Origin of the sequence: Thalassospira lucentensis (assembly GCF_032921865.1) — a bacterium.
GTDB lineage: Bacteria > Pseudomonadota > Alphaproteobacteria > Rhodospirillales > Thalassospiraceae > Thalassospira > Thalassospira lucentensis_A.
This window is the reverse complement of record NZ_CP136684.1, coordinates 4,055,326-4,073,913: the sequence shown is the minus strand read 5'-3', so window position 1 is coordinate 4,073,913 and position 18,588 is coordinate 4,055,326. Positions and strand designations below refer to the sequence as shown.

General features: G+C 54.6%; 15 protein-coding genes. 9 read left to right on the top strand and 6 right to left on the bottom strand.

The window, feature by feature from the left end; all coding sequences use genetic code 11:
- Nucleotides 1-849 (bottom strand): choline ABC transporter permease subunit, encoded by an 849-nt coding sequence (choW, locus tag R1T41_RS19685; RefSeq protein WP_062953115.1) that lies wholly within the window; start codon nt 847-849, stop codon nt 1-3.
- Nucleotides 850-941: 92 nt separating this feature from the next.
- Entirely contained in the window at nt 942-1,901 is a 960-nt protein-coding gene (locus tag R1T41_RS19680; protein ID WP_317338694.1) for a choline ABC transporter substrate-binding protein, read from the bottom strand.
- A 378-nt stretch (nt 1,902-2,279) separates the two neighbouring features.
- Here R1T41_RS19680 and betI point away from each other — a divergent pair, with 378 nt between their 5' ends.
- From betI to R1T41_RS19655, 5 genes are all read left to right on the top strand, one after another.
- A complete protein-coding gene (gene betI, locus R1T41_RS19675) occupies nt 2,280-2,870 on the top strand; it encodes a choline-responsive transcriptional repressor BetI (RefSeq protein ID WP_062953117.1) in 591 nt (196 codons plus the stop codon).
- 62 nt (nt 2,871-2,932) lie between these two features.
- Nucleotides 2,933-4,390: a betaine-aldehyde dehydrogenase gene (gene betB, locus R1T41_RS19670; protein WP_317338691.1), complete on the top strand. Its 1,458-nt coding sequence runs from the start codon at nt 2,933-2,935 to the stop codon at nt 4,388-4,390.
- A gap of 56 nt (nt 4,391-4,446) precedes the next feature.
- The gene (betA, locus tag R1T41_RS19665; protein WP_317338690.1) at nt 4,447-6,132 is read left to right on the top strand and encodes a choline dehydrogenase; all 1,686 of its coding nucleotides are present in this window, start codon (nt 4,447-4,449) and stop codon (nt 6,130-6,132) included.
- A gap of 123 nt (nt 6,133-6,255) precedes the next feature.
- Nucleotides 6,256-7,845, top strand: a complete 1,590-nt coding sequence (locus tag R1T41_RS19660) for an L-serine ammonia-lyase, iron-sulfur-dependent, subunit alpha (protein WP_317338688.1) — start codon at nt 6,256-6,258, stop codon at nt 7,843-7,845.
- A 178-nt stretch (nt 7,846-8,023) separates the two neighbouring features.
- Entirely contained in the window at nt 8,024-9,337 is a 1,314-nt protein-coding gene (locus tag R1T41_RS19655; protein WP_317338686.1) for an FAD-binding oxidoreductase, read from the top strand.
- A gap of 5 nt (nt 9,338-9,342) precedes the next feature.
- Here the strand turns inward: R1T41_RS19655 and R1T41_RS19650 are convergent, their stop codons facing one another.
- From R1T41_RS19650 to R1T41_RS19635, 4 genes are all read right to left on the bottom strand, one after another.
- Nucleotides 9,343-10,167, bottom strand: coding sequence for a cysteine hydrolase (locus tag R1T41_RS19650; protein ID WP_317338685.1), 825 nt, complete (start codon nt 10,165-10,167; stop codon nt 9,343-9,345).
- Nucleotides 10,168-10,261: 94 nt separating this feature from the next.
- On the bottom strand, nt 10,262-10,744 hold the full coding sequence (locus R1T41_RS19645; protein WP_062953123.1) for a group III truncated hemoglobin: 483 nt from the start codon (nt 10,742-10,744) through the stop codon (nt 10,262-10,264).
- A gap of 83 nt (nt 10,745-10,827) precedes the next feature.
- Nucleotides 10,828-12,177 carry an FAD-dependent oxidoreductase gene (locus R1T41_RS19640; RefSeq protein ID WP_317338683.1) on the bottom strand — a complete coding sequence of 450 codons (1,350 nt, stop codon included), beginning with the start codon at nt 12,175-12,177 and terminating at the stop codon, nt 10,828-10,830.
- A 115-nt stretch (nt 12,178-12,292) separates the two neighbouring features.
- Nucleotides 12,293-13,663 carry an aspartate aminotransferase family protein gene (locus R1T41_RS19635; RefSeq protein ID WP_317338681.1) on the bottom strand — a complete coding sequence of 457 codons (1,371 nt, stop codon included), beginning with the start codon at nt 13,661-13,663 and terminating at the stop codon, nt 12,293-12,295.
- Between the two features lie 302 nt (nt 13,664-13,965).
- Between R1T41_RS19635 and R1T41_RS19630 the strand changes: the two genes are divergently transcribed.
- The 4 genes from R1T41_RS19630 to speB all read left to right on the top strand — a co-directional run bounded on the left by R1T41_RS19630 (nt 13,966) and on the right by speB (nt 18,525).
- Entirely contained in the window at nt 13,966-15,348 is a 1,383-nt protein-coding gene (locus R1T41_RS19630; RefSeq protein ID WP_114110090.1) for a glutamine synthetase family protein, read from the top strand.
- Nucleotides 15,349-15,402: 54 nt separating this feature from the next.
- The gene (locus R1T41_RS19625) at nt 15,403-15,951 is read left to right on the top strand and encodes a cupin domain-containing protein (protein WP_062961439.1); all 549 of its coding nucleotides are present in this window, start codon (nt 15,403-15,405) and stop codon (nt 15,949-15,951) included.
- A gap of 69 nt (nt 15,952-16,020) precedes the next feature.
- On the top strand, nt 16,021-17,526 hold the full coding sequence (locus tag R1T41_RS19620; protein WP_317338679.1) for an aldehyde dehydrogenase: 1,506 nt from the start codon (nt 16,021-16,023) through the stop codon (nt 17,524-17,526).
- A gap of 27 nt (nt 17,527-17,553) precedes the next feature.
- Complete coding sequence (speB, locus tag R1T41_RS19615) at nt 17,554-18,525, top strand: agmatinase (RefSeq protein WP_317338678.1); 972 nt, start codon at nt 17,554-17,556, stop codon at nt 18,523-18,525.
- The last annotated feature ends 63 nt before the right edge of the window (nt 18,526-18,588 follow it).

Genomic DNA, 18,588 nt, shown 5'->3' with positions numbered 1-18,588 from the left:
TTACTGCCCCGTATTTTCAGATTTGTCGCGGCGGCAGATGCGGTCCAGCACAATGGCCAGGATCACAATTGCGAGGCCTGCCTCGAACCCTTGGGCGATGTTGACCGTGTTAAGGGCACGAACAACCGGCTTTCCAAGGCCATCGGCCCCGACAAGGGCGGCAATCACCACCATGGACAGTGACAACATGATGCATTGGGTCAGGCCCGCCATGATCGATGGCATGGCAGATGGCAGTTCGACCTTGAACAGCAATTGCCGTGGCGTACAGCCAAAGCTTTTTCCTGCTTCGATCAATGCCTTGGGCGTGCTGGCGATACCAAGATGCGTCAACCGCACCGGGGCGGCGATGGCAAAGATCACGGTCGAAATCAGACCGGGAACCACGCCAAGACCAAACAGGATCAGGGTCGGGATCAGATAGACAAAGGTCGGGATCGTTTGCATCAGGTCAAGAACCGGACGCAAGGCCTGATAAAGCCAGGGACGATGCGCGGATGCCACGCCAAGCGGAACCCCGATCACCATGCAGAACAGCGTCGCATAGATCACAAGTGCAAGCGTTTCCATGGTGGCTTCCCAATAGCCAAGATTGACGATCAGAAGCAGGGAAAGGACGGTAAAGGCCGTCAGTTTCCATGATCTGTGCAACCATGCAGCCAGCACACCAAACAGCGCGATGATCAGAAACGGCGGTAACCAGACCAGCAATTCGACTGTGTTTTCGATAATGAATTCAAGAACGTCCGAGATGGTGTAAAACACGAAGTCGGCATGCTCGTTAAGCGCATCCATCAGGGATGCAATCCACCGTCCCAGCGGAATTTTAGTTTCCGTGAGCCATTCCATTGGATTTTTCCATTATTTGAACAAAGAAAATGTGCCGATACGCTGCCATTGATGGTGGCAACGTACCGGCATTATGAATTCGAAGCTGGACCCTAAAGACCGAGTTCATCTTTGAGCGCTGCCTTGGCATCGCCACCGTCAAAGGTGGTGACGCCATCAAGCCAGGCCATCGCGGCATCCGGATTGGCTTTGAGCCATGCGGTTGCCGCTTTTTCCGGATCGGTGCCCTCGTTCAGGATGGCATCCATGATCTGGTTTTCCATATCGAGGCTGAATTTCAGGTTGGTGACGAATTTACCGGCATTCGGGCATTCGTCAGTGTAACCGGCGCGCACGTTGGTATGAACCGTGGCCCCACCGAAATTCGGGCCAAATACGTCATCGCCACCATCAAGATAGGCCATGTCATATTTGGCATTCATCGGGTGCGGTTCCCAGCCAAGGAAAACAATGAATTTGTCACGTGCCGATTTGCGTTTGACTTCGGCCAGCATGCCTTGTTCGGAAGACTCAACAAGTTCAAAGCCTTTGAGGCCGAACTGATCATTGTCGATCATGTCCTGGATCAGGCGGTTGCCATCATTGCCCGGTTCGATACCGTAGATTTCGCCATCAAGATCGTCCTTGAATTTGGCAATGTCGGCGAAATCCTTGAGGCCGGCATCATAAGCATTCTTCGAAACGGCGAGGGTGTATTTGGCACCTTCAAGGTTGGCACCGGTACTGACGACGGTCTTCTTTTCCAGATAAGGCGCAATGTCTGCAGCCATGGTCGGCATCCAGTTGCCGAGGAAGACGTCAACGTCCCCGTTGGCAAGGCTGGTGTAAGTGACAGGAACGGAAAGAAGTTCGGTTTCAGCGTCATAGCCAATGGCTTCAAGGATAACCGATGCGGTTGCGGTGGTCGCGGTGATGTCGGTCCAGCCAACATCCGAGAAAGTTACGGTCTTGCAGACATCGCTATCAGCCGCCTGTGCACCGGCCGCCCCCAGAAGGGTGGTGGCAATGACAGTGGTGCCAAGAAGACGGCCGATGGTGGAACGTGTGGTCATGTTTATGGTTCTCCCTTGTGTGGACCTAGCGGTTACTGATGGTGGCAATAACGCCGCCATCAGACTTTCGGTTCCGGAGGCCAGACGCATGTGAGGCGATGCGCATTTGACACCGCGAGCATTCGTCCAAAACCATGTGATCGGGTCCCCTGAACCCGGTCACATAGACCGGAATAATCATAAAAACAGCCGTAAAGCCGCGCAACCAAGGCACTTTCCCTGAGAACGTCGCGCCACAAAAGACGGCGTTTTTTATTGATTGATTGTTCAATTAAAATACAGCATATTCCCCCAAGGTCAATTGCGAAGGGCGAAAAAGTCGCATTTGCGTCACCAGACAGGCCTAAGTCCTTCGGATCGCTTAGAATTGGATTAGTAATGCCCAAGGTTGGAATGCAGCCTGTACGCCGCAGGCAACTGATCGATGCCACGATCGAGACCATTCACCGCTTTGGTTTTGCCGATGCCACGATCAGTCGGATTGCCGGGGCGGCGGGAATGTCGTCGGGGATTATTTCGCACTATTTCGGCGGTAAAAATGCGCTTCTGGAAGCAACGATGCGGTTTTTGATGCAGGAATTGCGCAGCGATTTCCTGGACCGTGTCGCGAAGGCAAAAACACCCCACGAACGCCTTGAAGCGATTGTTGATACCAACTTCAACGAAGAACAATTCACGCCGCAGGTGATTGGTGCGTGGTTGTCTTTCTGGTCGCAGGTGCCGTTTTCCGATCCGCTGCGCCGATTGAATGCGGTCTATTTCAAGCGACTGGCATCTAACTTACGCCATGAGTTGCGCCGCCTGACAACCGATCAGCGGGCCGAAGAAATTGCTGCGGTGACTGCTGCCATGATCGATGGCATCTGGGTGCGATCCGGTTTGACGCCGGGACGAGCCAATGTCGCCGTGGCGCGCAAGATGGTGCTGGATACCATGCACCTGCATCTGGCGAGTTCGCCCGCGCGCTAGTCAAGAAACATACACTTACAAAAGGGCTACCCGATTCCGGTGTGGCCTGCAGGAGTTTCGACATGAGCCTTTATCAGATCCAGAACTTTATCAATGGCAAGAAAGACGCCGGTTCAGGGGCGGAAATGGTCACGCTGAACCCCGCAACCAACGCGGTACTCGCCAAAGGTAAGGAAAGCACCGCGGCCGATGTCGATGCCGCAGTGAAGGCCGCGCGTGCCGGGTTTGAAATCTGGAAAAACATGCCTGCGGCCGAACGGGCGCGGGTTCTGTTCAAGGCGGCCCAAATCCTACGTGATCGTAATGATGAACTGGCACTGGTCGAAACCCGTGATACGGGCCGTGCCATTCAGGAAACCGAAATCGTGGATGTGATTTCCGGTGTCGAGTGTCTTGAATATTTTGCCGGTGTGGCCGGAAGCCTATCGGGCGAGCATATCGATCTTGGCGGCAATTTTGCCTATACGCGGCGTGAGGCGGTTGGTGTTTGCGGAGCAATTGGCGCGTGGAATTATCCGATCCAGATTGCCTGCTGGAAAGCCGCACCGGCATTGGCGTGCGGGAATGCGGTTGTTTACAAACCGTCCGAAGTCACGCCGCTTTCAGCGATTGCGGTGGCTGAGGCGTTGCAGGAGGCGGGGCTTCCCGATGGGGTTTACAACGTCGTCCAAGGCGCGCGCACCTGTGGTGCTGCGCTGGTTGAACATCCGGGCGTCGATAAGGTTTCCCTGACCGGTTCGGCTGAAACTGGTGCCAAGGTTGCTGCGGTTGCCGCAGGCGGCATGAAGGCCGTCACCATGGAGCTTGGCGGCAAATCGCCGATGATCGTGTTCGAGGATGCCGATCTGGATAACGCGGTATCGGGCGCGCAGATGGCGAATTTCTATTCATCCGGGCAGATTTGTTCGAACGGCACGCGCGTTTTCGTCCATGAAAGCGTCGTCGATGCCTTCATCGAAAAGCTGATTGCACGGAGTAAGAACCTTGTTCTTGGTGACCCGGAAAAACCGGAAACCCAGGTTGGTCCGATTGTGACCAAGGCGCAGTTTGAAAAGATCATGTCCTATATCGAGGTAGGCAAGGGCGAGGGCGCGAAATGCGTTCTGGGCGGTCATGCGGTTAGTGAAAACATGCCCGAAGGTGGACTGTTTGTCGCCCCGACCATCTTTACCGGTTGCACCGATGATATGACCATCGTGCGCGAGGAAATCTTTGGCCCGGTGATGTCGGTCCTGACCTTCAAGAATGAGGATGAGGTCATTAAACGCGCCAATGATACCCAATATGGGTTGGCCGCTGGCGTGTTTACCCGCGATCTTTCGCGCGGGCACCGGGTTGTTGCCCGGCTTGAGGCGGGAACCTGCTGGATCAATACCTATAATATCACGCCGATTGAAATGCCGTTTGGCGGGGTCAAGAAATCCGGAGTGGGGCGTGAAAATGGCCGGGCCGCGATTGAGCATTATACCCGGATCAAATCCGTCTATGTCGAAACCGGTGATGTCGAGGCGCCTTATTGATCATGGTTCCTGACTGTGAATGGCTGCCTGCAACCTGTTGAAGATAAGGAAAAAGCATGAATACGCCGACCACCACGGAAAAGTACGATTACGTTATTGTCGGTTCCGGTTCCGCCGGTGCCGTCCTAGCCAGCCGTCTGACCGAGGACCCGGAAGTCAAGGTTCTGGTGGTAGAGGCAGGACCGGTAGATCATTGGTGGGATTGGCGTATTCATATGCCAACGGCATTGTCTTATCCGATGCAGTCGGAAACCTATAACTGGGCATACTGGACGACGCCGCAGGCGAACCTGAACAACCGCCGTATGGAAACACCGCGCGGGCGTGTTTTCGGCGGTTCCAGTTCGATCAACGGCATGGCTTATGTTCGTGGTCATGCACTTGATTACAATCGTTGGGCGGAACAGGATGCGGCGTTAAAAGAATGGGATTATGCGCGGTGCCTGCCGTATTTCCGCAAGGCCGATACACGCAACGAAGACGCCAATGGTGATGAATATCATGGCGGAGATGGCCCGCTGCATGTCACCACGGGGGCTTGCAAAAACCCGCTGCACAAGGCGTGGATCAAGGCCGGTCAGGAAGCCGGTTATGAGTTTACCCCCGATCAGAATGGCTATCGCCAGGAAGGTCTGGGGACGATGGATATGACGGTTTACAAGGGGCGTCGCTGGTCAACCGCGCGGGCCTATTTGCATCCGGCAATGAAACGTCCGAACCTGACTGTTTATGACAAGGCATTGGCGCAGCGCGTTGTTTTTGATGGAAAACGCGCCGTCGGACTTGATTTCACCCACCGTGGTGAACTCAAACGCGCGACGGTAGAGCGCGAGGTGATTATTTCGGCAGGATCGATCAATTCGCCAAAGCTTTTGATGTTGTCGGGGGTTGGTCCGGCCGCACATCTGCGCGAACACGGGATTGATGTGGTTGCCGATATCCCCGGTGTTGGTGAAAACCTTCAGGACCATCTGGAACTGTATGTCCAGATGGAATGCACCCAGCCGATCAGTCTGAACAGCAAGCTTGATCCTTGGAACAAATTCAAGATCGGATTGGAATGGTATCTTTTCAAAACCGGGCTTGGTGCGACCAACCATTTTGAAGCCGGTGGGTTTATCCGGTCAAAAGCGGGTGTTCAGCATCCTGATCTGCAATATCATTTCATCCCGGCTGCGATTAACTATAACGGATCCAAAGCCGCCGAAAAGGATGGTTTCCAGGCGCATGTCGGTCCGATGCGGTCCAAGTCACGCGGGACAGTCCGGTTGGCATCAAGCGATCCGGCAAAGCGCCCGATTGTTGATCCCAACTATATGAGCCATCCGGAAGATTGGGAAGAAATGCGCGCATCCGTGCGTCTGACCCGCGAGATTTTCGCACAGGATGCCTTCAAGGACCTGCGCGGAATTGAAATTTCGCCGGGCAGGGACATCCAGACCGATGATGAAATCAATGCATGGGTCGCCGATCACGCCGAAAGTGCCTATCACCCGTCCTGTTCGTGCAAGATGGGCAGCGACGATATGGCTGTGGTGGATGAAAAAACGCGCGTGCACGGTATCGAAGGCCTGCGCGTGGTGGACAGTTCCATCATGCCGACAATCGCATCGGGCAATTTGAATGCCCCGACCATCATGATCGGGGAAAAGGCCGCAGATATCATTCGCGGACGCGATCCGTTGCCATCATCAAATGCGCCATATTTCGTCCATCCTGAATGGGAAACCAAACAGCGTTGATCCCGATCATCCCCGGTCTTTGATGTTTCAGGATCGGGGATTTTTCTTTTCGGTCATTGCTTTCGTCCATCCTGCGGGTGATCATCGGGAAAATCATATGCAATTTTCCCGGATTGCCCCGCCATGCAAGAAATCAGTCTGCTTAATTCCGTGATCGGCCCCGTCATGCGCGGTCCGTCCAGTTCCCATTGCGCAGCACCTTATATGATGGCGAAGGTCGCACGCGAGTTGTCATGCAGCAATGGCGAGGTCTTGAAACAGGCCATTGTCCGGTTTGATCCACGCGGATCATTCGCGCCGGTATATCAGGCCCAAAGCTCGGACGAGAATTTTGCTGCCGGTTTCGCCGGGGCAGCACTGACGGATGCGGATTATCGCGACATTTTGCCGCGTGTGATGCGTGGCGAGGGATTTCTGTTTAGCGTTGAAATCATTGAACTTGAAAACAACAACCATCCCAACCGTGTTGATCTTGAACTGACCGTAACTGACCGGAATGGCTTGGAACGCACCGATCTTTATGCCGGTGCATCGGTTGGCGGCGGGATGTATTACATCGATGCGATGAATGGTGAGCCGGTCTTTCTGACAGGCAAAACTGCAAGCGTGTTTGTCTGGGGCTCTGATATCGGCGCGCGGTCGGATGATATTGCCGCCGGGCTTGTTGAGAATGGCAACAGGTTGCTCGGCATATCGGTCGACCCGGATCATGACCGCTGCGAAATTGCGTTGCAGGCCTTGCCCGATACAAAGCTGATAGCCTCTTTACGTGATCAGGACGGTATCAAAGACGTTCGTTTCGCTGCGGCCTCGCAATATCCGGTGTGTGCGACTGACGATCTGTTTTCGAGCAGCGATGCGGTGATTGCCGTGGCAGAACAGCAGGGCGGATCGCTTGCCGAGGCGGGACTTGTTCTGGAAGCAAGGCGTCTTGGCCTGTCACGAGATGCAACGCGCGCGCTGTTTCGAGAACGGTGCGAATTGATGTTGCGTGTGGTGGCCGAAGGGTTCGATGCCAAGCCCGAAGACAATGTGATGCGGTTTTTAACCCTTCGCGCACGCAAGGTTCGCGATGCCAATCTGCCCGCCGGGCTTGGCGGGGCGGTTTTGCAGGATGCAATTGCAGGCGCGCTTTCGGCGATGGAACGGGATTCTAATCGTGGACTGGTTTGTGCCGCACCAACCGCGGGCAGTGCAGGCGTGGTTCCGGGGACGCTGTATGGCTTGATCCGGCATGGCATTGATCTGGAAGGTGCCACCGATGCGTTGCAGGTGATGGCGCTGGTGGGTGCCGTGTTTGCCGCACGCGGAACCTTTGCCGCAGAATGCGGGGGCTGTTCGGTGGAAACGGGCGCATCGGCGGCAATGGCAGCGGCCGGTGTCGCGCAGGCATTTGGCGGAACACCTGTGCAATGTTTTGACGCGGCAAGCATGTGTTTGATGAATACGCTGGGCCTTGTGTGTGACCCGGTGGGCGGGGATGTTGAAATTCCGTGCCATGCGCGTAATGTCGCCGGGGTGTCGCACGCCTTTTCATCAGCAATGGCGGTTCTGGCCGGGTTTGATGCAGTTCTGGGATATGACGAGCTGGTCGATCAGACGGTTAAAATCGGGGCGATGATGCATCCGGATTTGCGTTGCACGGCACGTGGTGGATGTGCGGCCACCAAAACAGCCCTTAGGATGGTTGAGGCGGTAACGCAGGCGCGCTGAATGACCCATATAAACCGGTTTTTACGCAATCCTTTGTTCTGCATGTTGCCTGTTTTTGCATAATCGGTGAAAAGCATGCGAAGAGGCCGGTTTTAGCCAGTTTTCCCTTGATGGTCCGGCCAATTCCGGCACCATTAGGGGATTAATAAATCACAAGACAAAAATTCCGAGGCGCCGTGTGTTTACCCCGAACTTCCTGACCGCAAATGACAAATCTGGCGCATATCCGCCATCCTACTACGCGGCAACGGCGAACAAGATCGCACCCTTTGCCGAATTGGACGGGAATAAGGCTTGTGATGTCGTTGTTGTGGGCGGCGGGTTTACCGGTTTGTCATCGGCACTTCATCTGGCAGAACGCGGATACAGTGTTGTGTTGCTTGAGGCGCACCGGGTTGGTTGGGGCGCATCAGGACGCAATGGCGGACAGGTTGGATCGGGGCAGCGCCGGGAGCAGGACGACCTTGAAAAAATGGTCGGTCGCGAAGACGCCAGAAAGCTTTGGGATATTGCCGAGCAATCCAAGGATATTGTCAAAAGCTTGATCACCAAGCATGACATCAAATGTGACTGGAAGCCGGGCATTCTGCACGCTGATCATCGCGAACGATTTGTTTCAGGCACGCACGAATATGCCGAAAAGCTCCGAACCGAATACGGTTATGAAGCCATTCGTGCCGTTGACCGGGATGAAATCCGCAACATGCTGGGGTCGGAATTTTATCATGGCGGGTCGCTTGATATGGAGGCAGGGCATCTTCATCCGCTGAACTTCGCGCTTGGGCTTGCGGATGCGGCACGTGCTGCCGGGGCGAATATCTACGAAAACGCGACTGTCACCAGCTATGACAATGGTGAAAAGGTCGTTGTCACAACAGCGGGCGGGCACCGTGTGACAGCCGACATGATGGTGCTGGGCTGCAACGGGTATCTTGACGGGCTCGAAGACCGGGTTGCCAAACGGGTGATGCCGATCAACAATTTCGTTATCGCGACCGAGCCATTGGGCGATGATCTGGCGCGCGAACTGATCCGCGATGATGTTGCCGTCGCGGATTCAAAATTCGTGATCAACTATTATCGTCTGTCGGCCGATAAACGGATGCTGTTTGGCGGCGGGGAGACATATAGCTATCACTTCCCCAAAGACATCAAATCCTTTGTCGCCCCGCATATGCTGGAAGTTTATCCGCAGCTTAAAGACGTTAAAATCGATTATGGCTGGGGCGGGACGCTTGCGATTACGATGAACCGTATGCCGTTCTTCCGCAAGGTCGAGGACCGGGTATTCACCGCGACCGGGTATTCAGGGCACGGGGTTGCGATGGCAACACTGGCCGGGCAGATCATGGCCGATGCGGTATCGGGCACGATGGAACGGTTTGATGTGATGTCGAATATCAGCATTCCAAGCTTCCCGGGCGGGAAGGCATTGCGCTATCCATTCCTGGTGCTTGCCATGACCTGGTATTCAATCCGCGACAGGCTGTGAAGTTTTCAGGATGCTTCGGCTGATGCTTGTGCGCTGCCGCTCGTCACGCCACTGGCGGCGAGGCGGGCCTTGGTCTTCTGCCAGATGGCTGGATTGACAGTCAAAATACCTGCGTCGGTAAATGATACGTCATATCCGCGATTAATGGCTGCCTGCATCGTTGCTTTGACGCAGTAATTGCCATCGAGACCGACGATTTGCAGTCTGCCGACTTTCTGGCGTTCCAGAACGCGTTCGAGTTCCGGTGCGGTAAAGGCATCGGCACGGGCCTTTGTGATATCGTGGTCGATATCACCGTTCAGGCGGGAATCAAGATCAAGGCCAGCTGATTTCGGGCTGCCGCGCCCCTTGTTCAACAGCTTTACCAGAAGATTGATGTACCAGCCCTTGAATATCTGACGAACCGAGATCACCGGCTGGCCGGTTTCGTTGGCAAGTTGAACAAGTTCGTTGATCGCGGAAATCGTTTTTTCGACCAGGGCCGGGTCATAGGCATTTTTGCCCGTGGCCAGCGTAAAATCTTCTTGCAGATCGATGATAACAAGGGCGCTGTTGGGGCGTTGCGAAAAGTCTATTTTCTTGCCCTTTGTCGGGCTCAGATGACGCTTGTGGCCATAAATCGTATAGGTGGTAATCAGGGCTAGAATGATGACTGCTCCGATGCCAATCCAAAGCCACATATCGTCTTTCTCCGCTGTCGTCCGTTCGTCCGTCTTACTTTGCAATCGGTCTGGCACATAGCAATCTTGCAGGGCTGCCAATATAAGCCCTTTGATTTGCCAGTTCAGTGCGCGTGAAGATTGCCCCCGTCTAGTAATAACACGTAACAATATTTTGTTCGGAGCAGGACAATGTTGTCAACATGTCGGTCTTAAGAAAGCTGACAAAAAGTTTTGCAGTGTGCTGATTGCTATGAATTCTGGCCTATTTCGGGGACCATGCCGAAACCGGATCGTAACGTTCGCCTTTACCCAAAATGACGCCGTTATGCGCGGCTATGCCGATTTCGAAACTTGATGCAATCCGAAGGGCGCGTTCCATGAAATGGCGCGCGGCGGCTGTTTCACAGTATTCTGAAAGTGTTTCGGCAAACAATTCCAGCCAGCGATCAAAATGGTTCCGGTCGATCCTGAGCGTCAGGTGCTTTTGCATTGGGCGGCCGTCATAGGCACCACTGGCAAGTGCCACAGATGCCCAGAACATGCACATCCGTTCCAGATGGTGATCCCAATCCGTAATTTTCTCCGCAAATACCGGACCCAGCATCGCGTCATCGCGCACCTTTGCGTAAAAGCCATGCACGATATTTTTGATCATGTCGTGATCGATGCCGGTTTCCTCGCGGATTTTCCGGGTCGCGATTTCGCGGCGTTCTTTGATTTCGGCAAGGGTCGGTTGATCTGACATGGTCGTCTCGTGCTCGATAAGGTTTGATCCGGGCAATAGCGCAAAGGCCGGGGCCGCGACATGACATAGGTCAGTTTGCCCGATTACGCAAACTCGTCACGCAAACCATAATATCGATAGGCGAGGCTGCGGCCAATCCGGCGGAACCGTGCCAGCGGGAAACGATCGGGCGGTGTACCCATGATCGCGCCGATGTCATCCGGGCCCTTGATACCAAGCATTTGCTGACCCAGCATTTTCCCGGCCAGACTTCCAAGTGCGACGCCATTGCCATGCCATGCAAGCCCCGTCCAGACATCCCGATGCCCCGGAACCCATCCCACATAGGGGCGGAACGACTGCGACAGACAGGCGAGCCCGTTCCAGTGATGGGTGATTTCAACATCCGGCCATGCCGGGAACATCCGGTGAAAATGCGACAACAGGTGCCGTTTTGCGGCATCAAAGGCTGTCGGGGTTGCCGTAATGCCGCCACGACCACCAAACATGAAGCGATTGTCGGGCAGCTTGCGGAAATAGTGCAGCAGAATGCGGCTATCAAATGCCATCAGGTCGCTGGTCCAGCCTTGGTCGGCAAGTTCATTATCGGACATCGGACGCGTGACAAGGATACCGGAAAACACCGGCATCAATCGCCCGCCGATCCAGTCGGGCAGGTTTTCGGCACTGTAACCGTTGGTGGCGACGACGACCTTGTTCGCCGAAATTCGCACATTTTTGCAGGTCAGGATGTAACCGTCCCCGGTGTCTTGGAGGTCTTCAATGGTCGCCTGTTCGAATATCCGAACACCTTTGGCCGCGCACATGCGGTGCAACCCGGCAAGATATTTTAACGGATGTAGTCCAAAGCCCTGTTTGACATGCAATCCGGCATGGGTTTCCCGTGCATGAAGGCCGCGTTCACGAAGCTGATCCTTCGTCAGGAATTCGGTTTCGATACCGGTAAAATGGGCATTTTCGGCGGCCTCTTCACGCAATTCTTTCACGCGGTTGGCCTTGTGCGCCAGTATGACTTCGCCGTCCGAATGACGATCCGCATCAACATTCCACTCTTCAAGCCGTGATGCGACAAGGTCGATTGCAGCACGCTGAAGCTTGGCAAAATGGCGTGTTTGGTCATCACCAAACTGTTTGGCAAGCTGGGCATAGCTTTTGCCGCTTCCGCCCATGCAGCAAAATCCGCCATTGCGCCCCGATGCGCCCCAGCCAGAACGCCCGGCATCAAACACGGCAACATCAACACCATTTTCGGCCAGTTCCAACGCAGCCGACAGCCCGGTATAGCCGCCACCGATGATCGCGACATCGGCCGTGATCGTGCCATCCTCGGGGAGGTGATCGCAGTCGGGCAGGGGGGCGGCACTGACAGCCCAGAAGCTTTGGGGCATGCTATTGGTTTGATAGGCCGCAGGTTGATAAAGGCGTTTAAGCATGGCGAACTCTTTAGAGGTGGCGCGTCTAAGCGGTGTTCTGGGGGGAAATGATAAACACCCGGCGGATGATATATCGCGCCGGGTGTTTGTGTAATGTCTTGATTTAAATCAGAACTTACATTTTTCCGATTTTTTTGGCTGTCGCATCAAAGGCCGCACGGGCCCGTTTGACCAGTTCATCAACTTCGCCGTGCGTGATGCAAAGCGGCGGCGAGGCCACCATGCGATCACCGCAGGCCCGCATGATAACGCCATTTTCCACACAGGCATCACGGCAGATGGTGCCGACCGTGCCCGGTTTATCGAACGGTTTGCGCGTTGCCTTGTTTTCCACCAGCGGAATACCAGCAATCAGGCCGACGGTTTCAACCGCACCGACCAGCGGATGATCGGCAAGGGTTTTGAGCTTTTCGGCAAAATACGGACCGATGTCATCGCGAACGCGTTCAACCAGTTTTTCATCACGAATGATGCGGATGTTTTCCAATGCCACGGCTGCTGCTGCCGGGTGACCGGAATAGGTAAATCCGTGGGTGAACTCGCCGCATTCATTGATCAGGACATCAGCAACCCGTTCGCCCACCATGACAGCCGAAATCGGAAGGTAACCCGATGACATGCCCTTTGCCATCGGCATCAGGTCCGGCTTGATATCGAACGTGTCCGACCCAAACCAGTTACCGGTGCGGCCAAAGCCGCAAATGACCTCGTCAGCAATCAAAAGGATATCGTATTTTTTGCAGATGCGTTGAATTTCCGGCCAGTAGGTTGATGGCGGAATGATCACGCCACCGGCCCCCTGTATGGGCTCACCAATGAAGGCACCGACGCGATCAGCACCGAGTTCTTCGATTTTTTCTTCGAGCTTGCGCGCCGCAATCAACCCGAATTCTTCGGGGGTGTGATCGCCGCCTTCACCATACCAGTATGGCTGATCGATATGGGCGACATCGGGCAGAAGCGGTCCGCCCTGAGAATGCATGCCAGCCATGCCGCCAAGCGACGCCCCGGCAATGGTCGAGCCGTGATAGGCGTTTTTGCGACTGATGATAAAGGTGCGTTCCGGCTGACCTTTAAGATTCCAGTACTGGCGGACCATGCGAACGACCGTGTCGTTCGCTTCCGAGCCGGAATTGGCATAAAAGACATGGTTTAACCCGTCCGGCGTGATTTCGGCGAGAACCTTTGAAAGCTCGATCGCAGGCGTGTTCGCGCACTGGAAGAAGTTGTTGTAGTAGGGCAGCTCAAGCATCTGATTATAGGCGGCGTCGGCAAGTTCCTTGCGGCCATAGCCGACATTGACGCACCAAAGGCCTGCCATGCCATCCAGATATTGTTTGCCGTGCGAATCTTCGATGAAAACGCCTTTGGCGCGTGTAATCACGCGTGTGCCGCGGCTGTTTAGATCCGCTGTATCGGTAAACGGATGAATATGGTGCTGCTGATCTATATCCTGCCAATAGGCGGTTTTGTCGAAATTATTCATAACGTCTCCTGACAGCGATACTTGCCTGTTTTGTGCGATATGTTGAACATCTCGGATAAGTGTTCGTTTTTTTGAACACCTTTGCAAGGGGAAATTTTATGAAACAAATTTGTCGTCCTGGAGCCAAATTTGATATGGGCTGGTTGTTTCAAACCATTCTTAATATCCATGGCAACCGCGTCAGGGATTTATTTTGCACTGCATTATTTGCACGATATATCGAACGAGGGGCTTGACCGCAATCATTGGGCGGGGCACGATGAAAAAGTGAAATAAATAGGCTTTTCTGGGAGTATTAGACGATGAACAAGTCGTTCGTCGAAGACAGTAGGGCGGAAGCTCAACGATTCTTTGAAGCAAATCCGGATATCGAACTTGTCGAATTACTCATTCCTGACGTGAATGGGGTGTTCCGGGGCAAGCGAATCAGCAAGCAGAAGTTTCTCAAAAGCTTCCATGAAGGCATCAATATGCCGGGTTCTGTGTGTCTGGTAGATATCACCGGCGACAACCCGGAAGGTACCGGTCTGCTTTGGTCCAGTGGTGATCAGGACAATATTGCCAAGCCGATCCCGGGAACCCTGCATGCGGTTCCGTATGGTGAACTGCCGTTGGCCCAGGTCATGATGAGCCTGTATAATCTGGACGGTACAAAATTTTTTGCCGATCCGCGGAACGTTCTGCAGGCGGTTGTTGACCGTCTGGCAGCGGATGGTTTCTATCCGACCGTGGCGCTGGAACTTGAATTCTATCTTGCCGATCAGAATGAACAAACCGCTGCACCGTTGCCGCCTGCACCGCTTGGCGGCGGGATCGCATCGGATGGTGTTCAGGTCTATGGCCTTCAGCAGATCGAGGATTTCGAAAAAGTCCTTCATGACGCGGTTGCCGAACTGAACCGTCAGGGCATTCCGGCCGATACTATCGTTGCCGAAGCCGGGCCCGGCCAGTTTGAAATCAATCTGGGGCATGTGAATGACCCGATGCAGGCGGCTGATCACGCCATGCAGCTTAAGCGCGTTGTCAAAGGCATTGCCTGGGATCACGGCGTGACCGCAACATTCATGGCCAAACCCTATTCCGATCAGGCGGGTAACGGATTGCACGTTCATGTGTCCCTGCGTGACAAGGAAGGCAAGAACGTTCTTTCGCCCAAGGGGGACGAGGATGTTTCCGACCTGCTGTTGCACGCGATTGGCGGTTTGCAGGCGTCAATGTTTGAAAGCATGGCGATTTTTGCGCCCAACCCGAATTCCTATCGCCGGTTCCAGAACAAGGCCTATGCGCCTATGTCACCGAACTGGGGGCTCAATAACCGTACCGTGGCACTTCGCATTCCGGCAGGCGGCCCGGAAGCGGCCCGCATCGAACATCGTGTGTCGGGCGCGGATGCCAACCCGTATCTGGTTCTGGCCTGTGTTTTGGCAGGCATGCATTACGGCATGAAGAACAAGCTTGATCCGGGTGATCCGATTGTCGGCAACGGCTATGAGCAGCATGGCGGGCGGATCGTGCCGCGCAGCATGATTTCGGCACTCGACCGATTTGTCGAAGGTGACATCGTCAAGGAATATCTGGGCGAGCGGTTTGTCGAGGTTTTCGATATCTGCCGACGTTCCGAATATGACGAATTCTTTTCCGAGGTCACGCCGCTTGAGTACCGTTGGTATCTTGACGCGGTATAACGCCACTTTTGCAAAATGGTCGCCGACAAGAGCGACCGACAGGGAAGAGACCGGATGTCACAAAAGGTTGGGGACCGCCTGAAAGCTGTACGTACCATGTACGGGTTGTCCCAGCGTGAACTGGCGCGCCGCGCCGGTGTCACCAACAGCACGATATCGACGATTGAACAGAACCGGGTCAGCCCGTCGGTCGACAGTCTGGCCAAGGTTCTGGCGGGTATCCCCATGAGCCTGATCAACTTCTTTACGATTGATCTGGAAAACGGCGAAGAGATTTTCTTTCGCAAGGAAGATCTCGTCGAACTTTCCGATGGCACCATGTCGATGCGTCTTGTCGGCGCGACCCGCAAGGACCGCAATCTGCGCGTCCTTCATGAAATTTATCCGCCCGGCGGCGATACCGGCGACAATCTGATCGTCCAGAAGGGTGAGGAGGCCGGTGTTGTTGTCCGTGGCAAGCTTGAGGTCACGGTGGGCGAACGGGTTCAGGTTCTTGGACCGGGTGATGCCTATTACTTTAATGCGGAAATCCCGCACCGGTTCCGAAATGCTGGTGACACGGAATGCGAAGTCGTCAGTGCCGCAACACCGCCGTCATACTGATTGCACAATCATCATGTTTGAATATCGCGCGGAACAAACAGAACGCGCGACCCGTCAGGAGGATATCCGATGACAAACCAGTTGAATTTCGAACAGCTGAGCGCACAGGCAGCCAGCCTGGCGATCCGTAACAAGGCCTTTATCAATGGGGCTTATGTCGATGCGGCATCGGGCAAAACGTTTGATTGCATCAGCCCGCGCGACGGCAGGGTTCTGACCAGGGTCGCCGAATGCGATGTTGAAGACGTCAATCGCGCGGTGCAATCCGCGCGTGCGGTCTTTGAAAAAGGCAGCTGGTCGGAAGCATCGCCGGGCAAGCGCAAGGCCGTGATGATGAAGTTTGCAGATCTGATGGAAAAGCATGCTGCCGAACTGGCGCTGCTTGAAAGTCTTGATATGGGCAAACCGATCAGCTTGGCAGCCGGTGATGACATCCCGTTGTCCTATAAATGCATTCGCTGGTATGCCGAGGCGATTGATAAGATTTATGACGAAATTTCACCGCGCGAAGCGCGCGCAATTGGCATGATCACGCGTGAACCGCTGGGCGTCGTGGCGGCAGTCGTGCCATGGAACTTCCCGCTGATGATGGCGGTCTGGAAGCTTGGTCCGGCATTGGCGATGGGCAATTCGATCATTCTCAAACCTGCCGAACAATCGCCACTAACCGCAATACGTGTCGCGGAGCTGGCGGTCGAGGCAGGCATTCCGGCTGGTGTTTTGAACGTTCTGCCCGGCTTTGGTCCGACGGCAGGTAAGGCACTTGGCCTGCATCCGGATGTCGATTGCGTGACCTTTACCGGTTCGGGCGAAGTGGGCAAGCTGTTCCTGCAATATTCCGGTCAGTCGAACATGAAACGCGTCTGGCTGGAATGCGGTGGAAAAAGCCCCAATATCGTTCTGGCCGATTGTCCGGATATGGACGCGGCAGCAGAAGCCGCAGCAGGCGGCATTTTCTATAATCAGGGCGAGGTTTGCACGGCTGGTTCGCGCCTGATTGTCGAAGAAAGCATCAAGGACGAATTCATCGAGAAAGTGGTTGCAGCAGGCCGCAAAATGCAGCCGGGTGACCCCCTGGACCCAAACAGCCAGATGGGCGCGATTGTCGATGAAAATCAGATGAACCGCGTTCTGGGCTATATCGAGAAGGGTGCGGCAGAGGGCGCAAAACTCTGCACGGGTGGAAAGCGAGCACGTACCGAGTCCGGTGGGTATTATGTCGAGCCGACCGTGTTTGACGCGGTCAAAAACGACATGATAATCGCCAAGGAAGAAATCTTTGGCCCGGTTTTGTCGGTGATTTCGGTTAAGGATTGGAAAGAGGCTGTTCAGACGGCAAATGATACGCCATATGGACTTGCTGCGGCAGTTTGGACGCGCGATATCAACAAGGCGCATCTGGCCGCGAAAAAACTGCGTGCCGGTCTTGTCTGGGTCAATTGCTGGGATGGTGGATCCATCACCATGCCGTTTGGCGGTTACAAGCAATCGGGCACCGGTCGCGACCGTTCGCTGCATGCGATGGACAAATATTGTGAAATCAAGTCGACCTGGATTGCACTGGGCGACGCCTGAGGTTCGGAAAGGACAAGGGGACGAATTATGAGCAGTACCGGGGTTATTGATACCAAAGGCGGCGACAACGCTTTTACTGCGAAATCCGTGCATCAGAATACCAGTGAGCCGATGTATTCCGGTGCGCTGTCATTCATGCGCCGCAAATACACCCGTGATCTTACGGGCATTGATGTTGCGGTAACCGGTATTCCCTTTGATCTTGCAACGTCAAGCCGCCCCGGTACGCGCCTTGGCCCGCAGGGTGTGCGCCGTGCGTCAGTAAATCTTGCATGGGCACCGCATTTCCCGTCCGGGCGCGATATCTTTGGCGAACTGGCCGTGATCGACTATGGCGATATGGTGATTGATCCCGGTTACCCGCATAAAATCCCGGAGATGATCGAGGATCACGCACGCGATATCGTCAGCTCGGGTGCGAAAATGCTGACGATTGGTGGCGACCATTTCATCAGCTATCCAATCCTGAAGGCTCATGCCGAAAAGTACGGCAAGGGAATTTCGCTGATCCAGTTCGATGCCCATTCCGACACATGGGAAGATGACGGCGATCGTATCGATCATGGCACCATGTTCTGGCATGCGGCAAAGAATGGCATTGTTGACGCGTCGAAATCCATTCAGGTTGGCATCCGCACGCATAATGAATTGACCCATGGATATAACATCCTGTACGGGCCGGATGTGCAGGCGATGTCAATTGATCAGATCGTTGCCAAAATCAAGGACGTGGTCGGCGACAATCACGCCTATATCACCTTTGATATCGACGGGCTTGATCCGTGCTATGCCCCTGGCACCGGCACACCGGTTTTAGGCGGATTGACCAGCCATCAGGCGGTTTCGATCCTGCGCGGTCTTGCGGGCGGGATCAACCTGATCGGGTCGGATGTGGTCGAAGTTTCCCCGCCTTATGACGTTTCGGACATTACATCATTGGCCGGGGCGACAATTGCGTGGGAAATGCTCAACATCCATGCAGTGAACCGAAAGCCGTAAACGCGCGATCATAAAGAATTCAAAAAGGGCCGGTTATTTTAACAATACCGGCCCTTTGCTTTT